This is a genomic window from Streptomyces angustmyceticus, from assembly GCF_019933235.1.
Lineage (GTDB): Bacteria > Actinomycetota > Actinomycetes > Streptomycetales > Streptomycetaceae > Streptomyces > Streptomyces angustmyceticus.
This window is the reverse complement of record NZ_CP082945.1, coordinates 3,408,112-3,432,779: the sequence shown is the minus strand read 5'-3', so window position 1 is coordinate 3,432,779 and position 24,668 is coordinate 3,408,112. Positions and strand designations below refer to the sequence as shown.

Sequence of the window (24,668 nt, the reverse complement as noted above, 5' to 3'; positions counted from 1 at the left end):
GACCCGACGACGTACGGCGACACCCGGCAACACCCGGCAACACCCCACGAAGCACGGCGACGCACCGCGACGGCCCGGCCGCCGGGTGCAGTCCCGCGCGGCGCCTTACGGGGCAGAGGCAGGGGCCGGGACCGAGGCGGAGGCAGTGACAGAGGCTTGGGCCTGCCGCCACAGGGCCCAACCGCCCACCGCCCCGCCCCTGGGCGCCAGCGCCTCCCACCGCACCGTGACCTCCCCCTGCCGCCGGCGCCGCGGGTCGCCGGTCAGCGGCCAGTCCGCCGCCAGGGCCTGTACGGCGGCGCGCCACCGCTGGCGGGCCCCGAGGGCGCCGAGCGGGGCGGCGCTGGCCCAGGCGCGGTCGAAGTCCCGGAGGAAGGCGTGCACGCCCTCGCCCGGCACATTGCGGTGGATCAGCGCCTTGGGGAGGCGTTCGGCCAGGTCGGAGGGGGTGTGGAGGGAGCCGAGGCGGGTGGCGAAGGTGACCGTGCGCGGACCCTCGGGGCCCAGCGCCACCCACACGTGCCGCCGCCCTATCTCGTCGCAGGTGCCCTCGACCAGCAGCCCGCCGGGCGCCAGCCGTGCGCACAGCCGCTGCCACACGGCGGCCACCTCGTCCTCGTCGTACTGCCGCAGCACGTTCGCGGCCCGGATGAGGACCGGCGCCCGCCGCCGCTGCCCCGGCAGCGGCACCTCGAAGCCGCCGTGGAGGAAGTCCAGCCCCGGCCGCTCGTACGGCCGGGCCGCCTCGACCCGCGCCGGATCTATCTCTATGCCGACGACCCGGGCGTCCGGGCGCACCGTACGCAGCCGGCCCAGCAGCTCCACCGCGGTCCAGGGCGCGGCACCGTAGCCGAGGTCGACCGCCACGGGGTCGGCGGCGCGGCGCAGCGCGGCGCCGTGCTCGGCCGCTATCCAGCGGTCCATACGGCGCAGGCGGTTGGGGTTGGTGGTCCCGCGGGTGGCGTTTCCCAGGGGCCGGGACTGCGCGGGTATCAGGGCGGCGCCGGAGACGGCGGGGCGGCGGACCATGACATCGAGGGTATGGGGTGGCCGGGGGAGCGCCGTCCGCCGCGGTCGGGTGAGCCGTCCGCCGAGGCCCGGTGCCTTCCGCCTGCCCAGGCCCCTCGATCCCGCCCCTTGGCCACATCCCTTGGTCACGCTTTGGCAAAGTACGGCCGGAGCCCGCCGGACGGAAATGGATGGCCGGGGTCTGTTGTTGGAGGGGTGCGGAGGCGCGCCGCCCGCCCCGTGCCAAGGAGGTAGCTCGACGTGAGCCCATACGCATCCCGGCTCCGCAGTCGGCCCCACGGCCAGTTCCCGGGCCCGTCCCGGCTGCGCCTGCCCGGCAGCCTGCGCCGTCCGCGCCGGGTGGCGATGCTCAGCGTCCACACCTCCCCGCTGCACCAGCCCGGCACCGGCGACGCCGGGGGCATGAACGTCTACATCGTCGAGCTGGCCAAGAAGCTCGCCTCGATCAACATCGAGGTGGAGATCTTCACCCGTGCCACCACCGGCACCCTCCCGCCGACCGTCGAGCTCGCCCCCGGCGTCCTCGTACGGCATGTGGACGCCGGCCCCTACGAGGGCCTGGCCAAGGAGGAGCTGCCCGCCCAGCTGTGCGCCTTCACCCATGGCGTGATGCAGGCCTGGGCCGGCCACCGCCCCGGCCACTACGACCTGGTGCACTCCCACTACTGGCTCTCCGGCCATGTCGGCTGGCTGGCCGCCGAGCGCTGGGGCGTCCCGCTGGTGCACGCCATGCACACCATGGCCAAGGTCAAGAACGCCGCGCTGGCCGCCGGCGACACCCCCGAGCCGGCCGCCCGGGTCATCGGCGAGACGCAGATCGTCCGGGCCGCCGACCGCCTGATAGCCAACACCGCCGGCGAGGCGGACGAACTCGCCCGGCATTACGAGGCCGAGCGCGGCAAGGTCGCCGTGGTGCACCCCGGCGTCAACCTCGACCGCTTCCGGCCCGCCGGCGGCGACGTCGCCGAGAGCCGGGCCGCCGCCCGCGCCCGCCTGGGCCTGCCGCAGGACGCGGTCATCCCGCTGTTCGCCGGCCGCATACAGCCGCTGAAGGCCCCCGACATCCTGCTGCGCGCGGCCGCCGCCCTGCTGGACGAGGACCCCTCGCTGCGCTCCCGGATGGTGGTGCCCGTGGTCGGCGGGCCCAGCGGCAGCGGCCTGGCCAAGCCCGAGGGGCTGCAGAAGCTGGCCGCCCGCCTCGGCATCGCCGACCTGGTGCAGTTCCGCCCGCCGGTCGGCCAGGAGCAGCTCGCCGACTGGTACCGCGCCGCCTCCGTGCTGGTCATGCCCTCGTACAGCGAGTCCTTCGGCCTGGTCGCCATCGAGGCCCAGGCGTGCGGCACCCCGGTCGTCGCGGCCGCGGTCGGCGGTCTGCCGGTGGCCGTGCGCGACGGCGTCAGCGGCTTCCTCGTCGACGGCCACGACCCGGCCGACTACGCCCGCGCGCTCGCCCGCTTCGTCGCGGACCCGGCCCTGCCCGCCCGGATGGGCACCGAAGCCGCCCGGCACGCCCAGTCCTTCGGCTGGGACACCGCCGCCGCGGCCACGGGCGATGTCTACACCGACGCCATGCAGGAACACCGCCGTCACCTACGATCCCTCCATGGGTGACGAGCGAGAGAAGAACGACGCGGCGGGCGGCACCACGGCCGAGGCGGTGGTGCGGGCCAAGGCCGTGATCGAGCGGACCCTGACCGACGCCGAACTCGAATGGGAGTCACCCGCCGACGGCACCTACGTCGTCAAGCTCCCCGGCACCCGCAAGCTCTCCACGACCTGTTCGCTCATCGTCGGCAGGCACTCCCTCTCCCTCAACGCCTTCGTCGTCCGCCACCCCGACGAGAACCACGAGGCCGTCCACCGCTGGCTCCTCGAACGCAACACCCGCCTCTACGGCGTGAGTTACGCGATCGACAAGCTCGGCGACGTCTACCTCGTCGGCAAGTTCCCGCTGTCCGCCGTCACCCCCGACGAACTCGACCGCCTCCTCGGCACGGTCCTGGAGAACGCCGATGGCAGCTTCAACACCCTCCTGGAGATGGGCTTCGCCAGCGCCATCCGCAAGGAGTACGCCTGGCGCGTCTCCCGCGGCGAGTCCACCCGCAACCTGGACGCCTTCGCCCACCTGACCCGCGAGCGCTCCGCGTAGCCCTGCCCGCCCGCGACGACGCGGACGGCCGCCGCGGACGGCCGCGGACGGGACCGTGCGCGTGTCCGGCGGTGGGTCCTACGCCCCGGGGCAGCGCCGCTCAGGGGGCCGAGTGCGGCACCGGCTGCGGCACCTCCTGCTGCACGGGCGAGCGCGCCGTCTCCACCGTGATCCCGGCGTCCTGCCCGGCCGTGGCGTGGGAACCCCGCTCTGCCCCGGCGTCCGAGGACGCCGCCGCCACCGCCACTCATTTGGCGAGAACCGTCGAACGACGCCGAGAAGCCCAGGTCCCGGACCCGGAGAGGGCGCCACGCCGACTTGGATTACGCTCGACGCCATGGCCGACGCACCGTACAAGCTGATCCTCCTCCGCCACGGCGAGAGCGAGTGGAACGCGAAGAACCTGTTCACCGGCTGGGTGGACGTCAACCTCAACGAGAAGGGCGAGAAGGAGGCAGTCCGCGGCGGAGAGCTGCTCAAGGACGCCGGCCTGCTCCCCGACGTAGTGCACACCTCCCTCCAGAAGCGCGCCATCCGCACCGCGCAGCTCGCCCTGGAGTCCGCCGACCGGCACTGGATCCCGGTCCACCGCAGCTGGCGGCTGAACGAGCGCCACTACGGCGCGCTGCAGGGCAAGGACAAGGCACAGACGCTGGCCGAGTTCGGCGAGGAGCAGTTCATGCTCTGGCGCCGCTCGTACGACACCCCGCCCCCCGCCCTCGACCGCGACGCCGAGTACTCCCAGTTCTCCGACCCGCGCTACGCCGGCCTCCCCCCGGAGCTGCGCCCGCAGACGGAGTGCCTCAAGGACGTCGTCGTCCGCATGCTCCCGTACTGGTTCGACGGCATCGTCCCCGACCTCCGCGCCGGCAAGACGGTCCTCGTCGCCGCCCACGGCAACTCCCTGCGCGCCCTGGTCAAGCACCTCGACGGCATCTCCGACGAGGACATCGCGGGCCTGAACATCCCCACCGGCATCCCGCTCGCCTACGACCTCGACGCCGACTTCCGCCCCCTCACCCCCGGCGGCACCTACCTCGACCCGGAAGCCGCCAAGGCCGCCATCGAGGCCGTGAAGAACCAGGGCAAGAAGAAGTAACCCGCGTGATCACGCCCCCGACCTGTGCTCATCGCGTCGGCCGGGGGCGTTGTCATGGCCTGGTGTCACTGGGGGGCTCCCAGCGCACCGGATCTTGAATCATCGCGCTCTCAGCGCACTCACCAGCTCGCCATCCCCCCCGCATGTCCCGCCCCCCTCACACCGGCAATTCCCGGTCCCCCCGCCACACCACGTACGTCATCGCGGCGAGGCCGCCGTTCGCCAGGCCCTTGTAGGTCACGGTGCGGGCGGGGCCGAGTTCGTGGGCGAGTTGTCTGGCGAGGTCTCCGCCCTCGTGGAACAGGCGCTGCCAGGTGTCGTCGTACTTGCCCTCCACCCGGTCGCGGAGGTCGAGGTTCAGGGTGGTGTCGATCTCGTTCGCCCAGCCGTTGAGGGCGGTGACGAGGTCGTCGGACACGTGCAGGGCGGCGGCCGGGTCGTCGGGGAAGAAGTCGCCGAAGCCGTCGGAGCGCAGCGGACCGTAGTGGAACTCGCCCTCGACGGTGAGGTCCACCGGGTGGGGAGGCGTGCCGTGGCTGTCGCGTTCCCAGTGCAGGCGCTCGCAGCCCCAGCACACCCACTTCGACGTCCGGTGCCGCTCGTCCCAACAGCGCACCGCCCACGACGGCCCGAGGTGCCGGGCCAGCCGCCGGGCCGCCGCCCGGCCCTGCGCGACGTGCTTCCGCAGGGCCGGGCGGGAGGGGAAACCGCCGGCCGGACGGGACCGGGACCACGAGTGCAGCGCGCGGGCCAGGTCTTCCGGCAGGTCCAGGGCGGGGTCGTCCAGGGGCACGTTGCCGGTGAAGGTCTCGATGTCCTCGTGCGTCCCGTGCCCGTACGGCTCGTACAGGGGCGAGGGTTCGGATCGGGCCTGCACGAGCAGGTGGCGCGGTCCTTCGAGGGGCATGGGGATCTCCGCGATCGTGCCGGAAGGCGGGCCGGGGACGGCTGTGGGGGCAAGGGGGACGGAACCAGGGCGGAAGCTTACGGGCCCGCCGCGCCGCGGGCGATGGCCTTTGGGGCGAGGACCGTGGTGTTCGGAGGCAGCATGGAAGGGGAGACGTATCCGTCTGCGACCGGAAGGATGAGTTCGATGCCCAAGTTCATGGACATCCATCACGGTATGAAGGGCGTGACGCCCGACGAGCTGAGTGCGGCGCACCAGGCCGATCTCGCCATTCAGAGCGAGGAGGGCGTGACGTTCGAGCACGCGTGGGCCGACACCGACTCCGGGGATGTCTTCTGCCTGTCGGACGCGCCGTCGGCGGGGGCCGTGCAACGCATCCACGAGCGGGCCGGCCACAAGGCCGACGAGATCCATCCGCTGTCGATCTCTCTCTGAGCGCCAAGGACCCGAGGAAGGGCCGACCGACCGGCCCGGCCCCGCCGTACGGCAACGCCCCGGGACAGACCCGCCGTACGGCAACGCCCCCGGCTCCAGCTGAACGCCCCGCCGAACAGCAACAGCCCCGGCCGGAGAAACCCAGCCGGGGCCGCAAAGGCGCTGCGCCTAGTGCCGTGGTGGCGACCGCCGTGCGCCGCCGTGCGTGACGGTTGCTAGCAGCCGCCGCCGCACTGGCACGGTCCGCCCGACTGGCAGCCGCAGCTGCAGCCGGAGCCGCAGCCGCAGGCGCCGAGCAGGGGGAGCCGTGGACGCTCGACGGCCGTCGGGGCGTCGGGCGCGGGGTTGGGGGAGTCCGCCATGGGTGCCATGCATTGCCTCCTACGGGTCACCTGGTGCCCATTGCAAGCCCGGGTGCCGAGGCGCGTCAACGGCGCGTGGAGGCACACGTCAACGGCGCACGGCGGCTCCGGAGGCGGACTCGCGCCTTCCGCCCGCCGCCGCGGGCCACGCCCCCGCCGCAACGACTACGCGCCCTCCACCGCCGTCGGCGGGGCGATCTCGTCGGCGTGCTCGCCGGTGACGAGGTAGACGACCCGCTTGGCGACGGACACCGCGTGGTCGGCGAAACGCTCGTAGTAGCGGCCCAGCAGGGTCACGTCCACGGCGGTCTCGATGCCGTGCTTCCAGCGGTCGTCCATCAGGTGCTGGAAGAGGGTGCGGTGCAGCATGTCCATGGCGTCGTCGTCCTGCTCCAGCTGCAGGGCGAGGTCGACGTCCTTGGTGATGATGACCTCGGCGGCCTTGGCCATCAGGCGCTGCGCCAGCTGCCCCATCTCCAGGATGGTGGCGTGCAGATCCTGCGGAACGGCCGTCTGCGGGAAGCGCAGCCGGGCCAGCTTGGCCACGTGCTGGGCCAGGTCGCCGGAGCGCTCCAGGTCGGCGCTCATCCGCAGCGAGGTGACGACGATCCGCAGGTCGGTGGCGACCGGCTGCTGCCGCGCCAGCAGGGCGATCGCGCGCGCCTCCAGGTCGCGCTGGAGGTCGTCGACCTTCTCGTCGGCGGCGATGACGTTCTCGGCCAGCTTGAGGTCCGCGTCGAGTATCGCCGTGGTGGCGCGCCCGATCGCGGAGCCGACGAGCCGGGCCATCTCGACCAGGCCCTCGCCGATCGAATCCAGCTCCTCGTGGTACGCGTCCCGCATCTGTGACCTTCTCTCGCATCGATGTGGTGGTGTGGCGTGGGTGGGAGGTGGAACGGGGTGCAGGGTGACCTGTGCCCACGCTCTCACGGTCGGTGCCCGCGCGGCCCGTGCCCGGGAAGGGCCGGTTCCACGGGGCCGGCCGCCGCGGTGCCGGTGCCCCGGAGGGCCGTGGCCCGCGCGGTCGCTCTGGGTGTCCGGCCGCGCGCCGGTGCACACCGCGTGGCACCCGCACCGTCACCCTGCGGGCACCGCGCGACGTGCGGTGCCACCGGGGGTGAACCGGCACCGACGTGAAGGTGAACTCTGGGCGACTCATCCACGGCCCCGGGGGCCGCGACCCCGTTCACCTGGCCGGGCACCCCGGTGGGAGGGTGCTCGCGCCGGTGCCCCCTGGGGTGTCCGGCCGGCGGCCGACCGTTCCGCCCCGGCCTCCGGAGTGAACCGGCGGGGACTTGACGGTGAACTCTGGGCGACGGCTGTTCGAGCAGGGCCCCGCAAGGCTGGGGAAGTGTCCGAGCAGGCGCATAACCTGGAGTCATGAACGTGGACGCGGCCGTCGCCGCAGTGGCTGCGATCGCCGGGCTCTGTACCGGTGTCTTCGCCATGCTGGCGTTCCGCTGGAGCGAACGCGACCAGGCCAAACCCACCCGTACCTCCCTGCACACCGAAGCCGTGCTGCCGCCCGGGGTCGACACCGTCCTGTCGGTGCTCCGCTCCTCGGCCGTGGTCCTCGACGAGGCCGACGCCGTCGTCAAGGCCAGCTCCGCCGCCTACGCCCTCGGCCTCGTCCGTGGCGGCAAGCTCGCCGTCGAGCCGATGATGCAGATGGCCCGCGACACCCGCAGGGACGGCGAGATACGCCAGGTCGAGCTGGATCTGCCGCGCCGCGGCACCGGCCGCGGCGAGGCCCTGGCGGTCTCCGCCAGAGTCGCCCCGCTCGGCTCCCGGCTCGTCCTGCTGCTGGTCGAGGACCTCACGGAGGCCCGCCGGATAGAAGCGGTCCGCCGGGACTTCGTCGCCAACGTCAGCCATGAGCTCAAGACCCCCGTCGGCGCCCTGTCGCTGCTCTCCGAGGCCGTGATGGACGCCAGCGACGACCCCGAGGCCGTCGAGCGCTTCGCCGGCCGGATGCAGAACGAGGCCACCCGCCTGACCAACCTCGTCCAGGAGCTCATCGACCTCTCCCGGGTGCAGAACGACAACCCGCTGGAGGACGCCGAGCCGGTCCGGGTCGACGAGCTGGTCGCCGAGGCGATGGACCGCTGCCGCCAGCAGGCCGGTACGAAGCAGATCACGATGGCCGTCGGCGGCGCCGCCGACCTGCACGTCTGGGGAAACCGCGGCCAGCTCGCCGCGGCCCTGGGCAACCTCGTCGAGAACGCCGTCAACTACTCCCCGGCACGCACCCGCGTCGGGATCGCCGGACGCCGCGTCGCCGCGCCCGGCGGCGACCTGATCGAGATCGCGGTGACCGACCAGGGCATCGGGATATCCGAAAAGGACCGGGACCGCGTCTTCGAGCGGTTCTACCGTGTGGACCCGGCGCGCTCGCGCGCCACCGGCGGGACCGGCCTCGGCCTCGCCATCGTCAAGCATGTGGCCGCCTCGCACGGCGGGGAGGTCACGGTGTGGAGCGCTGAGGGACAGGGCTCCACCTTCACCCTGCGTCTCCCGGAAGCCGGAGCCGTACGCGACCGCGAACGGCCCGCCGACCCCTCCGCGGAGGGCCTCGACGACGAGGACCGCCCGTACGAGACCTTCAACGATCCGCTCCCTGCTCACCCAGCCCCGGAGGTCCTTCCGTGACCCGAGTGCTTGTCGTCGAGGACGAGGAATCGTTCAGCGACGCACTGTCGTACATGCTCCGCAAGGAGGGTTTCGAGGTCGCCATCGCGGCTACGGGCCCCGACGGACTCGACGAGTTCGAGCGCAACGGCGCCGACCTCGTCCTCCTCGACCTGATGCTGCCGGGCCTGCCCGGCACCGAGGTCTGCCGCCAGCTGCGTGGCCGGTCCAACGTCCCGGTCATCATGGTGACCGCCAAGGACAGCGAGATCGACAAGGTCGTCGGCCTGGAGATAGGCGCGGACGACTACGTCACCAAGCCCTTCTCCTCCCGCGAACTGGTCGCCCGCATCCGCGCGGTGATGCGCCGCCGCGGGGAGCCGGAGGAGGTCACTCCGCAGGCCCTGGAGGCCGGCCCGGTCCGGATGGACGTGGACCGCCATGTCGTCACGGTCTCCGGCGGCAAGGTCGACCTGCCCCTGAAGGAGTTCGACCTCCTGGAGATGCTGCTGCGCAACGCCGGGCGCGTGCTGACCCGGATGCAGCTCATCGACCGGGTCTGGGGCGCCGACTACGTGGGCGACACCAAGACCCTGGACGTGCACGTCAAGCGGCTGCGCGCCAAGATCGAGCCCGACCCGGGCGCGCCGCGCTACCTCGTCACGGTCCGCGGCCTGGGCTACAAGTTCGAGCCGTAAGCTCCGGGCCGTACGGGGCACGGGCCGGGCGCGCGGGGGGTGCTCGCCGGCCCGTCCGCCCACCCTCCCGCCGCGCGCCGGCCACGTACGCCTCAGGGGCGCCCCTCCGATCCGGAGGGGCGCCCCTGAGGCGTTGCGTCACACGTCGCGCGGGCGGTCTCAGTGGCCGCTGTGCGCCGACGACGAGGGGGAGCCGGACGGGGAGGCCGAACCGGACGGCTTGCCCGACTGCGACGGCTTGGCGGAGCCCGACGACGAGGGGGAGCCGGACGGCTGCGGGAGCTGCGACGGGCCGTAGCCCTCGAAGAAGTTCTTCGCGGGGACGACGTAGGCGTTGGTCTTCACCTTGCCGAGCGAGCTGAAGGTGAAGGTCAGCGGCTGCACGTTCCCGTCCTTGACGGCCTCGCGGCCGCTGCTGAGGACGGCGGAGGCGTTGTCCTTGCCGCCGAGCACCACGGAGCCGCCGGCCGGCACGGTGATCGCGCCCGAGCCGCCGCCCGCGGGCGTGAGCTTGGCCGACTGGCCGGCGCCGTCGACGGAGATCGCGGTCAGCTTCTGGTCCTTGGCGCCGTTGTTGAACACCGTCGCGGACACCACTGCCGGGCCCTTGGCGTTCACATCGGGCTGGGTGATCACGTTGATGTTCTGGATCTTGATGCCGTCGACGGTGGTCGCGGCGTTGTCCGGCTTGACCTGCAGCGTCTGGGCGTCGTTCCCGGCTCCGCACGCGGACAGCGTGGCGATCGAGAGCGAAAGGACGGTGGCGGCGAGGACGCCGCGTCGAAGGCTGCGGCTCACGGCGGCGGCATCTCCTTGACGAGCTACGGCGGCCGAACGTTCGTGCCCGGTCGCGGATGGACGGCTGGGGCGGCAACGTACGCGTCATGACGACGGGTGCGTAAAGCCGCCCTAAGGGTGTGTCAGCGCCGCTAGGTTACCGAGCCGTCCTCGCGCCGCCGCACCCGACCCGCCCCCAGCGCGCTCGGCGGCCCGCCACGCCCGCCCCTGCCCCGTCACCCGGCCCCGGCAGCGGGACCACCCGGCGGCAGCTGACCCCGTTTCATGACCCGCCGGAGCGCGGCCGCAAGGACCCGCCGCCGCGCTCCGGGAGGACCCGCCGCGGCGCCCCGGCCCCGACACGCCGCCGTGACCTGCCGCGCGACACGGGTACGGCGGCCGGGCCCGTGGAGATCACCCGTCGAGATCATCCACGGAGAACGTTCCCGGGGAAGAGGGAAGGGATTTTCGGCAAGCGGCCGTTCGGGTGGCGACTCATGGGTTTCTCCCTGCGGAAAAGCAGTATTCGCAGGGAATGTGAAGGGCTCGCGGAATTGATCACACTCTTCGGGGGCGGCCGATCGTGATCAATTCCGGAATCGGCCCCGAGGGGCCCGTGAGCAGCCGAACGGAGTACCGGAACTCGCTCATCTGGATCCGAACAAAACGTGACATTCAACCCGTCGATCATTGTCTCCCCGGTATGTGGCGGGCGGGTTTCCTCTCACCCGTGCAGCCCCTCCGACCTGCGAATACCCGCCTCCCGAGGCCCTTCGCAGCACGTTCCGGTCGCTGTTGTCAAGCCCCGAGATATGCCCTGACCTGCGAAAACGCCATTCAGAACGGTCCGTTCCCGTGTTAGCATGGATAGCCACGGAAGGGGTACCTGTCACATGACGTTCAAGGTTGGCGACACCGTGGTCTATCCCCATCACGGGGCCGCGCTGATCGAGGCCATCGAAACTCGCCAGATCAAAGGCGTGGACAAGACCTACTTGGTGCTGAAGGTCGCCCAGGGCGACTTGACTGTTCGTGTGCCAGCGGACAATGCGGAGTTCGTCGGCGTACGCGACGTGGTTGGTCAGGACGGGCTGGACCGGGTCTTCGAGGTGCTGCGCGCACCGTATGCCGAGGAGCCGACGAACTGGTCCCGTCGCTACAAGGCAAATCTCGAGAAGCTCGCTTCCGGTGACGTGATCAAGGTCGCCGAGGTCGTACGCGACCTGTGGCGGCGCGAGCGGGAGCGCGGACTGTCCGCCGGTGAGAAGCGGATGCTCGCGAAGGCGCGCCAGATCCTGGTGAGCGAACTCGCCCTCGCGGAGAACACCAACGAGGACAAGGCCGAGGCCCTGCTCGACGAGGTACTCGCGTCCTGACGACGTGTGCGCCGGTGAGAGCCAGCGCAGCGACGACGTAGCAATGCCGCGGTGCCCGAGTGACGACCGTTTCCCTGTGAGACGGTCTGTTGCCGGGCGCTGCGGCATATCTGCTGCGGTGTCACGAGCCTCACGAGCCGCGTCATGAGCGGTGCGACCTTGGCTTATGGGGCTTTATGGGGTTGATGACCTGCCGGGACCGGCAGGCGCCGGCCCCTGTGGCGTGCCGGGCCCGGGCTGCTGCCTCGACCGCTGTCACGGAAGGGTCCGGTCAAGGCGTCGCGCCCGGCACTTCCCCAGCCTCCGGCCGGGGCTACCTCCAGGGCCATACCCACCTCGCCCGAGGAAACAAACCTGTCTGCGTCAATTCCGGGCTCGCCCCGGACTCCGGAGTCATCGATGCCAGATCCCTCCCGCCCGGCCCGCACGGCCGCGGTGATCCCCGCCGCCGGCCGCGGTGTCCGGCTCGGTCCCGGCACCCCCAAGGCGCTGCGCGCACTGGGCGGTACCCCCATGCTGGTGCACGCCGTCCGCGCGATGGCCGCCTCCCGAGCCGTCTCGCTGATCGTCGTGGTCGCCCCGCCCGACGGCGCCGCCGAGGTCTCCCGCCTCCTCCACGAGCACCCGCTCCCCGAGCGCACCGACCTGGAGGTGGTCCCCGGCGGGCAGACCCGCCAGGAGTCCGTACGGCTCGGCCTGGCCGCGCTCCCGGACACCATCGACGTCGTGCTGGTGCACGACGCCGCGCGCCCGCTGGTGCCCGTCGAGACGGTCGACGCGGTGGTCGCCGCGGTGCGCGGCGGTGCGCCCGCCGTCGTCCCCGCGCTGCCGCTCGCCGACACCGTCAAGCAGGTCGACCCGCAGCCGCAGGGCTCCCCGGAGCCGGTGGTCGGCACCCCGGAGCGGGCCCTGCTGCGCGCCGTGCAGACCCCGCAGGGCTTCGACCTGGCGACCCTGCGCAAGGCGCACGACACCGTCGTCGAGGGCGAGGGCGCCACCGACGACGCCGGGCTGGTCGAACGGCTCGGATCGCCGGTCGTGGTCGTCCCGGGCCACGAGGAAGCGTTCAAGGTGACCCGGCCGCTGGACCTGGTCCTGGCCGAGGCCGTACTCGCCCGCAGGAGGGCCACCGATGGCTATGTCTGAGCAGGACCCGACCCGGCCCGCCGCGGCCGTGCCCGCCGTCGTCCCCCTCGTCGGGATCGGCACCGATGTGCACGCCTTCGAGCCGGGCCGCGAGCTGTGGTGCGCCGGGCTGCTCTGGGACGCCGCGGAGAGCGACGGCTACGGCCTGGCCGGGCACAGCGACGGCGACGTGGCAGCCCACGCGGCCTGCGACGCGCTGTTCTCGGCGGCCGGCGTCGGCGACCTGGGGGCGCACTTCGGCACCAGCCGTCCCGAGTGGTCCGGCGCCTCCGGCGTGACGCTGCTCGCCGAGGCCGCCCGGATCGTCCGGGCCGAGGGCTTCACCATCGGCAACGTCGCGGTGCAGGTCATCGGGGTCCGCCCGAAGGTCGGCAAGCGGCGGGACGAGGCCCAGAAGGCGCTGTCGGCGGCGGCCGGCGCGCCGGTCTCGGTCTCCGGCACGACCTCGGACGGGCTGGGGCTGACCGGCCGCGCCGAGGGCCTGGCCGCGGTCGCCACGGCGATCGTCTTCCGTACGGCCTGACCGGCGGCCACGGCGTCCGGCACGGCCGGTGCGGCGCCCGGCGTTCCCCCGCTCGCGCGGAATGCCGGGCGCCGCACGGGTGTTGGGGGGAGGATCGGAGTACCCGTGTCCCCGGAAGGCCCGCAGGAAGGACCCCTCGTGACCGCCACCCTGTCCGACGACCTCAAGCAGCTCCTCGACAGCCCGGTCTTCGTGACCGTGGCGACCGTCCAGCCCGACGGCAGCCCGCAGGTCTCCCCGGTCTGGGTGAAGCGGGACGGCGACGACCTGCTGTTCTCGACGACCGTCGGCCGGCGCAAGGAGGCCAACCTCCGGCGCGACCCGCGGGTCTCGGTCGTCGTCCAGCCCTTCGACGCCCCGTACACCTACGCCGAGGTCCGGGGTTCGGCCGTCCTCACCACAGAGGGCGGGCCGGAGCTGATCGACGAGCTGTCGCGGAAGTACACCGGCAAGCCGTACGCGGAGTTCAATCCGGCGTCGGCCGACGACGCCGCGCGGGTCGTGGTCCGGGTCACCCCGCGCAAGGTGGTCGGCAGCATCTGACGGGCCCGCGGCCCGCGCCGGCGCCGCGCCGCCGGCGAAATCGGCCGCGTGTGAGGCTTCTGTCACCCCGTGGCCGAATGGGTCGCGGGGCACTGCCTCGTTCCGACTACCCTGGTTCCGTGACGATTCGCCTGTACGACACCAGCGCCCGGCAGATTCGCGACTTCACCCCGCTCGTGCCGGGCTGTGTCTCGATCTACCTGTGTGGTGCGACCGTGCAGGCCGCCCCGCACATCGGGCACATCAGGTCGGGACTGAACTTCGACATCATGCGGCGCTGGTTCGCCCACCGCGGCTACGACGTGACGTTCGTCCGCAACGTCACCGACATCGACGACAAGATCATCAAGAAGGCGGACGAGCAGGGCCGCCCGTGGTGGTCGATCGGTTACGAGAACGAGGTCGCCTTCAACGCGGCCTACGACGCGCTGGGCTGCCTGCGGCCCACCTACGAGCCGCGTGCCACGGGCCACATCCCCGAGATGATCGAGATGATGCGCGGCCTGATCGAGCGCGGTCACGCCTACGCCGCCGACGGCAACGTCTACTTCGACGTGCAGTCCTTCCCGGAGTATCTCCAGCTGTCCAACCAGGAGTTGGACAACCTCCGCCAGCCGTCCGGCGAGGGCGAGACCGGCAAGCGCGACCCGCGGGACTTCGCGATGTGGAAGGCGGCCAGGGAGGGCGAGCCCAGCTGGGAGACGCCCTGGGGCCGCGGCCGCCCCGGCTGGCACCTGGAGTGCTCGGCGATGGCCCACAAGTACCTGGGCACCGCCTTCGACATCCACGGCGGCGGCGTCGACCTGGTCTTCCCGCACCACGAGAACGAGATCGCGCAGGCCAAGGCGTACGGCGACGACTTCGCCCGCTACTGGTCGCACAACGCCTGGGTGACCATGAGCGGCGAGAAGATGTCCAAGTCGCTGGGCAACTCCGTGCTGGTTTCGGAGATGGTCAAGCGCTGGCGCCCGATCGTGCTCCGCTACTACCTGGGCACCCCGCACTACCGCTCCATGATCGAGTACAGCGAGGAGGCGCTGCGCGAGGCCGAGTCCGCGTTCGCGCGGATCGAGGGCTTCGTCCAGCGCGTCGTGGAGAAGGCCGGGGCCGTCGAGCCGGCGGACGAGGTGCCGCTGGCCTTCGCCGAGGCGATGGACGACGACCTGGGCGTCCCGCAGGCGCTGGCGATCGTGCACACCACCGTCCGCCAGGGCAACTCCGCGCTGACCGCCGACGACAAGGAGGCGGCGGTGGCCCGGCTGGCGGAGGTGCGGGCGATGCTCGGCGTGCTCGGCCTGGACCCGCTCGACGAGCGCTGGTCCGGCGGCGGCACGGACCGCGGCGAGGACCTCCACGGCGTCGTCGACTCCCTGGTCCGCCTCGTCCTCGAACAGCGCCAGGCCGCCCGCACCCGCAAGGACTACGCCACCGCCGACGCCATCCGCGACCAGCTCCAGCAGTCCGGCCTCGCCATCGAGGACACCCCGTCGGGCCCGCGCTGGTCGCTGTCCTGACCTGGGCCGCACGCCTCGTCGGCCACCCGGATTCGCCCCGCGCGGTGGCCGCGGGCGACACTCATTCCATACGTACGTACCCACTCCACGTCGCGAGACGTCGAGAGCAGTGAAGAAACAGGTGACCCATGGCCGGCAACAGCCAGCGCAGGAACCGCCGCACGTCCAACAAGAAGGGCGCGCAGGTCGGCAGCGGCGGTAAGCGGCGCCGGGGCCTGGAGGGCAAGGGCCCGACCCCGCCCGCCTCCGAGCGAAAGGGACACGTCAAGAACCGCGTCGCCAACGCCAAGGCGAAGCAGGCCGCGTCGCGCCGCCCGGCCCCGCGCCGCGGCGGCGCCAAGGGCACCGCCGAGCTGGTCGTCGGCCGCAACCCGGTCTTCGAGGCGCTGCGCGACGGCGTGCCCGCGACCACCCTCTACGTCCAGCAGTTCATCGACACCGACGAGCGGGTGCGCGCCGCACTCCAGCTCGCCTCGGAGCGCGGCGACATCAACCTGATGGAGGCGCCGCGCCCCGAGCTGGACCGGATGACCAACGGCCTCAACCACCAGGGCCTGGTCCTGCAGGTCCCGCCGTACGACTACGCGCACCCCGAGGACCTGGCCGCGGCCGCCTTCGACGACGGTGACGACCCGCTGATCGTCGCGCTCGACGGCGTCACCGACCCGCGCAACCTCGGTGCCGTGGTCCGCTCCGTGAGCGCCTTCGGCGGCCACGGCGTGGTCGTGCCGGAGCGCCGGGCGGCCGGGATGACGGCCGGTGCCTGGAAGACCTCGGCGGGCACCGCGGCCCGTACGCCGGTCGCGCGCGCCACCAACCTGACCCGGACCCTGGAGTCCTACCAGAAGGCCGGTCTGACCGTCGTCGGTCTGGCCGCGGACGGCGAGCTGGAGCTGCAGGACGTCGAGGCGCTGGACGGCCCGGTCGTCATCGTCGTCGGCAGCGAGGGCAAGGGCCTGTCGCGGCTGGTCGGCGAGACCTGCGACGTGCGGGTGCGGATCCCGATGCCGGGCGGCGCGGAGTCGCTGAACGCCGGTGTCGCGGCCGGTGTCGTCCTGTGGGAGGCGGCGCGCCGCCGCAGCTGAGCCGGGGTGCCCCGGGGCGGCCGGCCCACGCCCGCGCCACACCCCGGGGCAGAACCTGACCCTCTGTACGCCTTTCCGGTGTCCCGTGATCTTTTGACGGGTCTCGGACAGATCGCCCCGGTCAAGGCAGTGTCTTAAACGCGGGTCACTCGGTTAGATGAGCGTGGACACCAGAACACCCCGCACGCCTACGGGGGGACGCTCGCCGGGCTTCGATGACGAGCCGGGCCTGAGCTCGGTCAAGGTGCCGTGCGATCCCGCGCAGGTCATCGTCAACCACGCCAGTTTCCGCGTACAGCTCGCCGCGCCCGCGCCGCGCGGCGCCTGGTCCGACACCGCGCGCATCCCCGCCATCCGGGGCTCGGCGGACGGTGCCAGACGCCGGGCGCCCGTGGTGTGGAGCGGCCGCACCGCACCGGGCGGCACGGCCGGCGCCACCACCCAGCTCCTGCACGCGGTGCGCGACGCGGGCGTCGGCCTCGACGGCGCGCCGACCGACGACGTCGGCACGACCCAGGTGCTGCCCCGGGTCCGCCTCGGCGACGGCGCCCCCGCCCAGACCGTGATCGGCCAGCGCGGCCCCGCCGACTCCGACCGCACCCCCCTGCTGCGCGGCGTACGCCCCGTGGGCAGCGCGTACGGCGACACCGACCGCGAACCCTCCTACCGCGGCCCCTACGGCAACCGCGGCCACGACGACCACTACGGCGACGACCGGTTCGACGCGCCGGACGGCTACGACCCCGGCAAGCGCCGCGGCACCGACAGCGTGCGGCACGCGTACTACCCGGGCCGCCGGATGAACCTCGGCGTCGTCCTGCTCCCGCTGCGCATCTTCCTCGGACTGATCTCCGTCTACGCCGGCATGGGCAAGCTCTGCGACCCCGTCTACTTCGAGGGCGGCGAGCGGGGCTCGATGGTCAAGTGGCTGCTGGCGCTCGACCCCTGGGCGCTGGCCGTGCCGCTGCGGGACTTCGCCGTCTCGCACCCCGTCGGCGCCGGTCTGACCGTCGCCTTCCTCCAGGTCGTCGTCGGCGTCCTGACCATCTGCGGACTGTGGCAGCGCGTCGCCGCGTCCTTCGGCGCGCTGCTCTCGGCGGCGCTGCTGATGACCGTCAGCTGGCGCACCGTCCCCGCCTACGACGCCCCGCACATCATCTACCTCGCCGCCTGGAGCCCGCTGATCATCGCGGGCGCGCCCGTCTACTCCATGGACGGACGGCTGGCCGGCGAGGCCTGGCGGCGCCTCGGCCCCCGCGTCGAGGTCGCCGACCTGCGGCGCCGGGTGCTGCGCCGCGGCGCCGTGATGACCACGGTGGTGGCCGGACTGACCCTGCTCGTCGGCTCGCTGCTCGGCGGCGCCGTGCGCTCCGCGACCGTCGCGACCGTCCCCCGCCCCGGCGAGCCCGCGATCAACAACCTCCCCGGCTCCCCGCTGCCCCGCCCCGGCAAGCACACCCCCCGCCCCGGCAAGCACCACAGGGGCAGCGCCGCACCGCGTCCGGGAACGCCCTCCGCCAACGCCTCGCACAAGGCCCGCAAGCCCGGCACGCCGTCCGCCTCGACCTCCGGCACGGGACGGTCGACGAGCAGCGGCAGCGGCCTCTCGCAGCAGCCGGGAGCGACCACCAGCGCCCCCCAGCAGACCGTCCCGACCCGCGCCCCGGTACCGACCCACGTACCGAGCTCGACGGGCGGCACCGGCGGCGGCACCACCGGCACGAGCAGCACCGGCTCCGGTGGCTCCGGAGGCGACTCCGGGGGTGGGAGCCTGGGCGGGCTCCTGGGCTGAGGGGTCTTCCAGGCCGGCGGATGCCTGCCGTTCCTGGCTGCTGCTGACTGTCCCCTTCCCTGTCCCTTCCTGTCCCCGATTGCTCTGTTCCTTGTGTGGCTGGGTGTGCCGGCCGTGTGGGGGTGGGGTGGTCGGGGACAGGTCTGTGTGCGGGGGGGGGAGGGGAGGCGCCGGAGCCGGCCCGGGGCCTGGGCCGGAGGCGGGGCCCGGGCCGGGGTCCCTCAACCCCCGTGGGCGGTCAGTTCCTCGGCCGCCTCGGTGAGGTCCTTGGCGGTGTCGATGGCGCGCCAGTAGGCGCCCTGGGGCAGCGGGAAGCCGGCCAGGCGGCGTTCGCGGGCGAGGCGCGGGAAGGTGGTGCGCTCGTGGTCGCCGCGGTCGGGGAGCAGCTCGGTGAAGGCCGCGGAGAAGACGTAGACGCCGGCGTTGATGAGATACGGCGAGGGCGGCGACTCGATGAAGTCCAGGACGTGCCCGAACGCGTCGGTCTCCACGGCGCCCCAGGGGATGCGGGGGCGGGCCAGCGCGAGGGTGGCCTCGGCGTCGCGCTCGTGGTGGAAGGCGGCCATCTCGCGGAGCGGGAAGCGGGTCCAGATGTCGCCGTTGGTGGCGTACCAGGGCTCGTCCGGGCGGGGGAGGGAGCCGGCCGCGTACTTGAGGCCGCCGCCGCGGCCCAGCGGCACGGTCTCGACAACGGTCGTGACGCGCAACGGCAGTTGGGCGCCGTCCAGCCATTCCTGGAGCACCCCGGCGAGATGCCCGCAGGAGACGACGACGTCGGTGACGCCCTCCGAGGCCAGCCAGCTCAGCTGGTGGCCGATGATCGGGGTCCCGGTGCCGGGAATCTCGACCATCGGCTTGGGGCGGTCGTCGGTGTACGGGCGGAGACGCGAGCCCTGGCCACCGGCCAGGACCACGGCCTGCGTGGGGTGAGGATGCTGGGCACCTGTCATGGGCCGCACCTTATGCGGTGCGGGCGGGGGTCACTGGGCGGCGGCGACGCCGGTGGCGAAGGAGGTGTCGCAGACCGGGCGGGAGAACGCCTGGGCACGGTGTGCGGCGCCGTACTTGGCGACCGCGGCACGGCCGAGGTCACGGGCGATGGAGACGCAGTGCTTGGCCAGTGAGGGCCGCTTGGTGGTGGCCTCCTGGAGGTGGGTCAGGGCGACGCCCGGGTCCTTCTCCTGGAGTTCGACGAGGAGGCGCTTGCGCAGAGCGTCCTCGGGGGCGCTGGGACCGGCCTTGGTGGAGGCCTTCCCGGCCGACGCGGTCAGCACCTGGGAGTCGGTGGCCGTCGATGCCCACGGGACGCGGGTGACCGCGAGGGTCCCGGACAGCACGAGGACGACGGGAAGGACGAGGGCGAGAGTTCTGCCGATGCGGCGGGCTGCGGAGTTCACGGTCGAGATGGTAGCGAGGAGTGATGATTTGGCGACATTTGGTCACCATATCGAGGGACAGACGGGCTCATTGGTGCGGTTGCGATGTTGACGCACTGATGCGAAAAGCGCGGTTATGTCCCGATGGTGCGTCTTGGTGGAGCCTCCTGGGGGGCGCCCTGGCGGCGCCTCCTCCGGCCCGCCCCGTTGGCGTGTTCCGACGAGGAGGCGGTTCGGGTGCGGCGGGCAGCGCGACGGCGGCGGCACCAGGTTCTCCCCGGCGCCGCCGCCGTTCACACACGCCTGTCGGCCCGAGTTCGCCGCCCAGGGAGGGTCCCCTCCCGTGTGCGCGTGGTCCGGGGCCGTCAGTCGCTGAGGCGCTCCCCGGACGACGTCGAGAAGACGTGCGTCTCCCCCGGTCGCGGCACGACGTGCAGCTGGGTGCCCTTGTCCGGGACCTGGCGGCCGTTGACCCGTACGACGAGGTCCTTGACCTCTCCGCCGACCTCCGCGGTGCCGTACACATAGCCGTCGGCGCCGAGTTCCTCGACGACATTGACCGTGACGGCCAGACCGGCCGGGGCGTCGGCGGTCTCCTTGGACAGCGACTTCGCGGCGGCACCGTTCTGCTCGACGATCTCGAAGTGCTCGGGGCGCACGCCCACGGTCACCGTCGTGTCGCCCTTGTCGGCCGCCGCGGTCAGCGCCTCACGGCTGACGGGGACGACGCTGTTGCCGAACTTCACACCGCCGTCCGTGATCGGCACCTCGACCAGGTTCATGGCCGGCGACCCGATGAACCCCGCGACGAAGAGGTTCGCCGGCCGGTCGTACATGTTCCGCGGCGAATCGATCTGCTGGAGCAGGCCGTCCTTGAGCACGGCCACCCGGTCGCCCATGGTCATGGCCTCGACCTGGTCGTGGGTGACGTACACCGTCGTGATCCCGAGCCGGCGCTGCAGGCCCGCGATCTGCGTACGGGTCTGGACGCGGAGCTTGGCGTCCAGGTTGGACAGCGGCTCGTCCATCAGGAACACCTGCGGCTCCCGGACGATCGCCCGCCCCATCGCGACCCGCTGCCGCTGACCGCCGGACAGCGCCTTGGGCTTGCGCCCCAGGTACTCGGTCAGGTCCAGGATCTTGGCCGCGTCCTCGACCTTCTGCCGGATCTCGGCCTTCGGCACGCCGGCGATCTTGAGCGCGAAGCCCATGTTGTCGGCGACCGTCATGTGGGGGTAGAGCGCGTAGTTCTGGAACACCATGGCGATGTCCCGGTCCTTGGGCGGAAGGTGGGTGACATCGCGGTCCCCGATGCGGATGGCGCCTCCGTCGACGTCCTCCAGCCCCGCGAGCATCCGCAGCGAGGTGGACTTGCCGCATCCTGAGGGGCCGACCAGGACCAGGAATTCGCCGTCTTCGATGGCGATGTCCAGTTTGTCGACGGCGGGCTTGTCGGAACCCGGGTAGATACGGGTTGCCTGGTCATACGTGACCGTAGCCATGGTGAGAGTCCCTTCACCGGCAGGAACGTGCCGGACGATCCGAGTAAAAGGAGTGGTGTAGTCCACTGATATGGACTCTCCGTGACGCTACCCGCGCCGACCCCCGGTGTCAGTAGCCCTGCACTCACCAATTTGGGAACCCGCACCCGGCCCACCTGGGTACACTGCATCACGCACGCCTCCTTAGCTCAGCTGGCCAGAGCACCGCTCTTGTAAAGCGAAGGTCGTCGGTTCGAATCCGACAGGGGGCTCTGAGCTTGAACAGGGGAGAAGCCCCGGGCCGGTGGATGGCCTGGGGCTTCTGACGTCTACGGACGACAACATCACGAGGCATCGCGGCCTGGTCTGCCGCTGTAAGTCGGTCGGCGACGAGGGGCGAACCTGTAGCGAGCCGACGGCGGTCACCGGACTCACGACCGAGGCGGCTCCGGTGTCATGCCCGAGGTCTCTGCGGCCGGCTCCTGGATACCTTGCACGGGGCAGGCCTCACGTGTGAAGCCATGGCGGCAAGCGGCTGGCCCCGGCGCGATAGAACTTTCCCTACTTCATCAAGGCTCGCTCCGCTCGCTACCCGGCCCCGCGGTAGGGGAAGTTCAGGAGCACACCACACGTTGGCGCAGGAGCGCTGACGTTCCCGGCCTCCTGGAACTGCAAGCAGTCGGATCACAGATCAGAGGTGCCGCGCACAGCGCGGCGGCGCCGGCCGTCGCCGGCGCACGGCTCCCTCCTCGTCTTCGCCGCCGGGGCCGCGCGGCGTCGACGCCCGCGCCCACAAGGGGTGAAAGACCAGGCCGGGGGTGGGGCGGTCGGCTCCACGGCTTTACCTGCCTCCCCGGTTCGGGTCCCGCGTCGAGCAAGACCAGGGGGCCACTCGTTCAAATTCCGGGCAGCTCACAAGCCTGCCCGAGTTGCCGGCCAGCGTACGGCCCCCTGCTCATGCTCGACCCAAACCGGGCAGGCCACCGGCCAAAGCCGCAGAGCCGACCTCACGCACTTGGCGCTCACCGAGGGCGGGACGCGCATCCGTCATCCATGCAACGTGACTGAGCGGTTACAGACTGTTCTCGCGTGACGGGTACATCTTGAAGCTGCCGAAGAACAAGTTGAGCGTCTAGCTCGGGAAAGTGACCCCGTTGGGGCGGTGAAAGTGGAGCAGCCGGAGCCGTGGCAAGCGAACGCCGAGGAGGCATCGCTCCTCGGGGTCCAGAAGGGTGGCGGACGTACTACAGCGACGAGGGGCGGCTCGTGGAGACGGCGGACATCGTCGTACCCGCCGCTCTGCGTGAGAATGTTTACGAGGTCCCCGTAAGCCGACAGGGGGCATTCGATGCCCGATGCCCGATGCCCGATGCCCGATGCCCGATGGCCGCACGGCAAGCGCACCAGGTGCGGCGGAGAACCCCGGTCAAGCAGCGGCTCAGTCCAAAAGTTCGCAGTGCGCCCCCGGCGATCCGTTCCACCTGGTCAGCGCCTATCAGCGAGGCAGGCCATCGGTGATTCCGAAGCTCATATCGTTGCCTCCTGGACTCAAGGTGGGTTGCGCGTCACGTTCGACGATCCGCCTGTCTCCCCAAATTGGGTATCAAGAGAGTTCTAGGAGCGTGCAGTTGGCTGCCTGTAGGTGGCGGACCCAGATGACGGCGGATCCGCTCAGCGCCCCGCCCGGCCTGCAGCCCTGTCTGGGGAGGACGGCTGCTTCCTGACCTCGCGCCGCCCATAGAGCGCCGCCACTGAAATGGAGGCGCGCCTGCGCGCTTAATCGCACCCGCGAGCGGTGAAACCGTATACGCATACTGTGACTGTGCGTCTCACGATGCAGGAATTCCCGCATTTACATGGTACGTATCCGCAAAAAATCCCTGAGGAGTCCGGGCGTGTTGCGATATCCCCACGAGGCGCTAAAGCGGTTTGCTAATCCGCATGATGGCACGTAGGTTCGTTTAGGCCGCTGACCACGGCATCATTCGAACCAGGGGGAGTAGTGTCAAAATTTCATCGAGCAGGATCCGGCGTAATCGCTGTTGCCATGCTTGCTGGCGGACTCACGATGGGTGCAGCGTCTTCCGCGTCCGCCGAGTCTCCTATCGAGGCAGCTAAATACGCCTGCATGCAGGGCAATGAGAACATGTGTAAGGCTGTCTACGAGCAGAAGCCGATTTCCAAGAACGTCAAAAATTGCCTCATAAAGGGCGCCGTCGCGGGGGCAGGGGCTATTGTTATCGGCCGAATCAATAAGACGGCTGCCGAGAAGCTGGCAAAAGAAACCGTCGCCGCTGGCGCAACCGCGTGCGTCGCCGCTATCGTTTAAAAGGCATCGAGGTTCTCATGAAAGTGCTGCTCTATGCCCTTTGGGCTGTAGCTCTCATCCTGGTCAACAAGTACCTTATTGACCCTCTGTGGGGGCAGCTGCTCTTCACCTTTGTGACAGGCGGCGCGGTAACTGCAGTCGCAACAAAGATGGGTAACAGCAAGTAAGGCTTCCGGATCCATCTCGGGGAAGGGCAGGTGCCAGTGCGCCTGCCCTTCCCGCTTGCAGCAGCGAGCCGCCCCCAGCCACGTACCGCGGCGTCGCGACAAACGCGCTGTCCGCTACGAAGCAACTGCCGTACTCGCTCGGATACGGCAGGCCCTGCGACCACACCCCAAACCCAGCCTTAAGCGCGATCAGCCCTTGAAAGCCGGAGGCTTCGTCCTCTCCGGTCGGGAAGACGGTTGGCACGTGGGCCTGCCGCATGCTGTGGCGGTGCTCCGGTCGGCACATTTTGTGGAGATGGGCGCACCGCCCGGACGACCCTCTGGAGCCTTGTCCCCATCTGCAACTGATTCAGTCCTGACATCCAAGGAAGACATCAACGACTGCGCACATGCGCATCCCTGGGTGGCCCAGCACGGCAGTCGCAGACCCGGGTGCATGGTGAGGCAGGCGGCCAGCCGCCGAAGTTGTAAAGCGAAGGTCGTCGGTTCGAATCCGACAGGGGGCTCTGTCGAGGCCCAGGTCAGATAGGTTCTGGCGTGGGACTGCCCCGCTCATCGCGCTCACCCAGATCCGCTGCCGAAGCGGGGCTCACGGCTTGTCGACTGCTTCGAGGCGCTCGGTGGGGCCGGCGAAGGCCAGGAACAAGGAACGGGAACTGAGCAGCCACCGGCCGTCGACCTTGAGGAAGGTGTCCTCGTAGTGGCCCACCTGGGTAGGGGCCCGTGGGGGCATGAAGCCGCCGGTATGTCCATCGACGCGGTATGTCGTGAAGTAGGTCGTCGCTGTTGCTGTTGCCGCGGAGGTGAGGGTCACCAGGACGTTCGTGCATATCCGGCGCGAGAGCCGGTCCGCGGGCCGACTACCGAAGTAGGACCGGAGGGCGTCACGGCCCTGGATCCGGCGGTCGCCTTCGGCCCACTCCCAGACCCCGTCTTCCGTGAACAGCTCGGCCACCTCCCCCGGTTCGCCGAGGTCGAGCTTGTGAACGAACTCGGTGATCAGGCGCTCACAAGCTCGCTCGGCGATCAGACGGTCCGTGGGACCGAGCGCTTCAGTAACCATCTCCCTGTCGTATCAGAGCGACGAAGGCGCCCGTCGGCCCTCGGCTCGTTTTTCCCGGACGCCCCACGTGCTTACTCCCTTCTCCTGAGGCCCCCGACTCCACTGCGGCACCCCGTGCCTGCCGGGGGAGTGGGAGTTCTCCCCCGGGGCACCCGGCGTGGGGCGGCGGGTTTTGGGGCGTCGTGGTGT

Annotated in this window: 23 protein-coding genes, 1 tRNA gene and 1 pseudogene; 16 read left to right on the top strand and 9 right to left on the bottom strand. The window is 71.3% G+C overall.

Features of this window, described 5'->3' with window-relative positions; genetic code table 11:
* Window positions 1–105 precede the first annotated feature (105 nt).
* On the bottom strand, window positions 106–1,029 hold the full coding sequence (locus tag K7396_RS15360; RefSeq protein ID WP_223659983.1) for a class I SAM-dependent methyltransferase: 924 nt from the start codon (window positions 1,027–1,029) through the stop codon (window positions 106–108).
* Between the two features lie 240 nt (window positions 1,030–1,269).
* On the opposite strand from K7396_RS15360, the gene mshA reads away from it, so the two are divergent.
* The 3 genes from mshA to K7396_RS15345 all read left to right on the top strand — a co-directional run bounded on the left by mshA (window position 1,270) and on the right by K7396_RS15345 (window position 4,277).
* Window positions 1,270–2,640, top strand: coding sequence for a D-inositol-3-phosphate glycosyltransferase (mshA, locus tag K7396_RS15355; protein WP_086721434.1), 1,371 nt, complete (start codon window positions 1,270–1,272; stop codon window positions 2,638–2,640).
* Complete coding sequence (locus K7396_RS15350; RefSeq protein WP_223659981.1) at window positions 2,633–3,178, top strand: type III secretion system chaperone family protein; 546 nt, start codon at window positions 2,633–2,635, stop codon at window positions 3,176–3,178. Before mshA ends, K7396_RS15350 begins: the two co-directional genes overlap by 8 nt.
* 337 nt (window positions 3,179–3,515) lie before the next feature.
* Window positions 3,516–4,277, top strand: coding sequence for a phosphoglyceromutase (locus K7396_RS15345; protein ID WP_086721901.1), 762 nt, complete (start codon window positions 3,516–3,518; stop codon window positions 4,275–4,277).
* A 157-nt stretch (window positions 4,278–4,434) separates the two neighbouring features.
* Here K7396_RS15345 and K7396_RS15340 read toward each other — a convergent pair whose 3' ends face one another.
* Complete coding sequence (locus K7396_RS15340) at window positions 4,435–5,184, bottom strand: hypothetical protein (RefSeq protein WP_152104746.1); 750 nt, start codon at window positions 5,182–5,184, stop codon at window positions 4,435–4,437.
* A 186-nt stretch (window positions 5,185–5,370) separates the two neighbouring features.
* Between K7396_RS15340 and K7396_RS15335 the strand changes: the two genes are divergently transcribed.
* On the top strand, window positions 5,371–5,619 hold the full coding sequence (locus K7396_RS15335) for an SCO4226 family nickel-binding protein (protein WP_086721184.1): 249 nt from the start codon (window positions 5,371–5,373) through the stop codon (window positions 5,617–5,619).
* A gap of 215 nt (window positions 5,620–5,834) precedes the next feature.
* Here the strand turns inward: K7396_RS15335 and K7396_RS15330 are convergent, their stop codons facing one another.
* The gene (locus tag K7396_RS15330) at window positions 5,835–5,990 is read right to left on the bottom strand and encodes a hypothetical protein (RefSeq protein ID WP_158101195.1); all 156 of its coding nucleotides are present in this window, start codon (window positions 5,988–5,990) and stop codon (window positions 5,835–5,837) included.
* 156 nt (window positions 5,991–6,146) lie between these two features.
* A complete protein-coding gene (gene phoU / locus K7396_RS15325; RefSeq protein WP_086721182.1) occupies window positions 6,147–6,824 on the bottom strand; it encodes a phosphate signaling complex protein PhoU in 678 nt (225 codons plus the stop codon).
* Between the two features lie 537 nt (window positions 6,825–7,361).
* Between phoU and K7396_RS15320 the strand changes: the two genes are divergently transcribed.
* Window positions 7,362–8,630 carry a sensor histidine kinase gene (locus K7396_RS15320; RefSeq protein WP_086721181.1) on the top strand — a complete coding sequence of 423 codons (1,269 nt, stop codon included), beginning with the start codon at window positions 7,362–7,364 and terminating at the stop codon, window positions 8,628–8,630.
* Window positions 8,627–9,307 carry a response regulator transcription factor gene (locus tag K7396_RS15315; protein WP_086721180.1) on the top strand — a complete coding sequence of 227 codons (681 nt, stop codon included), beginning with the start codon at window positions 8,627–8,629 and terminating at the stop codon, window positions 9,305–9,307. Before K7396_RS15320 ends, K7396_RS15315 begins: the two co-directional genes overlap by 4 nt.
* Window positions 9,308–9,466: 159 nt before the next feature.
* Here the strand turns inward: K7396_RS15315 and K7396_RS15310 are convergent, their stop codons facing one another.
* On the bottom strand, window positions 9,467–10,105 hold the full coding sequence (locus tag K7396_RS15310; protein ID WP_152104745.1) for a copper chaperone PCu(A)C: 639 nt from the start codon (window positions 10,103–10,105) through the stop codon (window positions 9,467–9,469).
* Window positions 10,106–10,977: 872 nt separating this feature from the next.
* On the opposite strand from K7396_RS15310, the gene K7396_RS15305 reads away from it, so the two are divergent.
* From K7396_RS15305 to K7396_RS15275, 7 genes are all read left to right on the top strand, one after another.
* A complete protein-coding gene (locus K7396_RS15305) occupies window positions 10,978–11,460 on the top strand; it encodes a CarD family transcriptional regulator (protein ID WP_003953493.1) in 483 nt (160 codons plus the stop codon).
* Window positions 11,461–11,859: 399 nt separating this feature from the next.
* The gene (gene ispD, locus K7396_RS15300) at window positions 11,860–12,606 is read left to right on the top strand and encodes a 2-C-methyl-D-erythritol 4-phosphate cytidylyltransferase (RefSeq protein WP_086717361.1); all 747 of its coding nucleotides are present in this window, start codon (window positions 11,860–11,862) and stop codon (window positions 12,604–12,606) included.
* On the top strand, window positions 12,599–13,129 hold the full coding sequence (gene ispF, locus K7396_RS15295) for a 2-C-methyl-D-erythritol 2,4-cyclodiphosphate synthase (protein WP_373866940.1): 531 nt from the start codon (window positions 12,599–12,601) through the stop codon (window positions 13,127–13,129). Before ispD ends, ispF begins: the two co-directional genes overlap by 8 nt.
* 138 nt (window positions 13,130–13,267) lie before the next feature.
* The gene (locus K7396_RS15290) at window positions 13,268–13,672 is read left to right on the top strand and encodes a PPOX class F420-dependent oxidoreductase (RefSeq protein WP_086717363.1); all 405 of its coding nucleotides are present in this window, start codon (window positions 13,268–13,270) and stop codon (window positions 13,670–13,672) included.
* A gap of 119 nt (window positions 13,673–13,791) precedes the next feature.
* On the top strand, window positions 13,792–15,186 hold the full coding sequence (gene cysS / locus K7396_RS15285; RefSeq protein ID WP_086717364.1) for a cysteine--tRNA ligase: 1,395 nt from the start codon (window positions 13,792–13,794) through the stop codon (window positions 15,184–15,186).
* Between the two features lie 128 nt (window positions 15,187–15,314).
* On the top strand, window positions 15,315–16,271 hold the full coding sequence (gene rlmB, locus K7396_RS15280; RefSeq protein WP_086717365.1) for a 23S rRNA (guanosine(2251)-2'-O)-methyltransferase RlmB: 957 nt from the start codon (window positions 15,315–15,317) through the stop codon (window positions 16,269–16,271).
* A 157-nt stretch (window positions 16,272–16,428) separates the two neighbouring features.
* Window positions 16,429–18,063: a DoxX family protein gene (locus K7396_RS15275; protein ID WP_170314287.1), complete on the top strand. Its 1,635-nt coding sequence runs from the start codon at window positions 16,429–16,431 to the stop codon at window positions 18,061–18,063.
* A 221-nt stretch (window positions 18,064–18,284) separates the two neighbouring features.
* On the opposite strand, the gene K7396_RS15270 is transcribed toward K7396_RS15275, so the two are convergent.
* From K7396_RS15270 to K7396_RS15260, 3 genes are all read right to left on the bottom strand, one after another.
* Complete coding sequence (locus tag K7396_RS15270) at window positions 18,285–19,013, bottom strand: nucleotidyltransferase family protein (RefSeq protein ID WP_086719775.1); 729 nt, start codon at window positions 19,011–19,013, stop codon at window positions 18,285–18,287.
* A gap of 30 nt (window positions 19,014–19,043) precedes the next feature.
* Window positions 19,044–19,460 (bottom strand): hypothetical protein, encoded by a 417-nt coding sequence (locus K7396_RS15265; protein ID WP_086719776.1) that lies wholly within the window; start codon window positions 19,458–19,460, stop codon window positions 19,044–19,046.
* Between the two features lie 344 nt (window positions 19,461–19,804).
* The gene (locus K7396_RS15260; protein ID WP_086719777.1) at window positions 19,805–20,941 is read right to left on the bottom strand and encodes an ABC transporter ATP-binding protein; all 1,137 of its coding nucleotides are present in this window, start codon (window positions 20,939–20,941) and stop codon (window positions 19,805–19,807) included.
* 177 nt (window positions 20,942–21,118) lie between these two features.
* Here K7396_RS15260 and K7396_RS15255 point away from each other — a divergent pair.
* The 3 genes and pseudogenes from K7396_RS15255 to K7396_RS15245 all read left to right on the top strand — a co-directional run bounded on the left by K7396_RS15255 (window position 21,119) and on the right by K7396_RS15245 (window position 23,249).
* Window positions 21,119–21,192, top strand: a tRNA-Thr gene (locus tag K7396_RS15255).
* Window positions 21,193–22,088: 896 nt separating this feature from the next.
* A pseudogene (locus K7396_RS15250) lies at window positions 22,089–22,255 on the top strand (GntR family transcriptional regulator); the annotation flags it as partial.
* 793 nt (window positions 22,256–23,048) lie between these two features.
* Window positions 23,049–23,249, top strand: coding sequence for a hypothetical protein (locus K7396_RS15245; protein ID WP_143589182.1), 201 nt, complete (start codon window positions 23,049–23,051; stop codon window positions 23,247–23,249).
* Between the two features lie 756 nt (window positions 23,250–24,005).
* Here the strand turns inward: K7396_RS15245 and K7396_RS15240 are convergent.
* The gene (locus K7396_RS15240) at window positions 24,006–24,479 is read right to left on the bottom strand and encodes a nuclear transport factor 2 family protein (RefSeq protein ID WP_152104744.1); all 474 of its coding nucleotides are present in this window, start codon (window positions 24,477–24,479) and stop codon (window positions 24,006–24,008) included.
* Window positions 24,480–24,668 lie beyond the last annotated feature (189 nt).

What these genes read in the sequence shown, in the direction of transcription:
- K7396_RS15360 (WP_223659983.1), bottom strand. Translation starts at nt 1,029, where the DNA reads ATGGTCCGCCGCCCCGCCGTCTCCGGCGCCGCCCTGATACCCGCGCAG.
- K7396_RS15350 (WP_223659981.1), top strand. Translation starts at nt 2,633, where the DNA reads ATGGGTGACGAGCGAGAGAAGAACGACGCGGCGGGCGGCACCACGGCC.
- K7396_RS15345 (WP_086721901.1), top strand. Translation starts at nt 3,516, where the DNA reads ATGGCCGACGCACCGTACAAGCTGATCCTCCTCCGCCACGGCGAGAGC.
- K7396_RS15340 (WP_152104746.1), bottom strand. Translation starts at nt 5,184, where the DNA reads ATGCCCCTCGAAGGACCGCGCCACCTGCTCGTGCAGGCCCGATCCGAA.
- K7396_RS15335 (WP_086721184.1), top strand. Translation starts at nt 5,371, where the DNA reads ATGCCCAAGTTCATGGACATCCATCACGGTATGAAGGGCGTGACGCCC.
- K7396_RS15330 (WP_158101195.1), bottom strand. Translation starts at nt 5,990, where the DNA reads ATGGCACCCATGGCGGACTCCCCCAACCCCGCGCCCGACGCCCCGACG.
- phoU (WP_086721182.1), bottom strand. Translation starts at nt 6,824, where the DNA reads ATGCGGGACGCGTACCACGAGGAGCTGGATTCGATCGGCGAGGGCCTG.
- K7396_RS15320 (WP_086721181.1), top strand. Translation starts at nt 7,362, where the DNA reads ATGAACGTGGACGCGGCCGTCGCCGCAGTGGCTGCGATCGCCGGGCTC.
- K7396_RS15305 (WP_003953493.1), top strand. Translation starts at nt 10,978, where the DNA reads ATGACGTTCAAGGTTGGCGACACCGTGGTCTATCCCCATCACGGGGCC.
- ispD (WP_086717361.1), top strand. Translation starts at nt 11,860, where the DNA reads ATGCCAGATCCCTCCCGCCCGGCCCGCACGGCCGCGGTGATCCCCGCC.
- ispF (WP_373866940.1), top strand. Translation starts at nt 12,599, where the DNA reads ATGTCTGAGCAGGACCCGACCCGGCCCGCCGCGGCCGTGCCCGCCGTC.
- rlmB (WP_086717365.1), top strand. Translation starts at nt 15,315, where the DNA reads ATGGCCGGCAACAGCCAGCGCAGGAACCGCCGCACGTCCAACAAGAAG.
- K7396_RS15275 (WP_170314287.1), top strand. Translation starts at nt 16,429, where the DNA reads ATGAGCGTGGACACCAGAACACCCCGCACGCCTACGGGGGGACGCTCG.
- K7396_RS15270 (WP_086719775.1), bottom strand. Translation starts at nt 19,013, where the DNA reads ATGACAGGTGCCCAGCATCCTCACCCCACGCAGGCCGTGGTCCTGGCC.
- K7396_RS15260 (WP_086719777.1), bottom strand. Translation starts at nt 20,941, where the DNA reads ATGGCTACGGTCACGTATGACCAGGCAACCCGTATCTACCCGGGTTCC.
- K7396_RS15245 (WP_143589182.1), top strand. Translation starts at nt 23,049, where the DNA reads ATGCAGGGCAATGAGAACATGTGTAAGGCTGTCTACGAGCAGAAGCCG.
- K7396_RS15240 (WP_152104744.1), bottom strand. Translation starts at nt 24,479, where the DNA reads ATGGTTACTGAAGCGCTCGGTCCCACGGACCGTCTGATCGCCGAGCGA.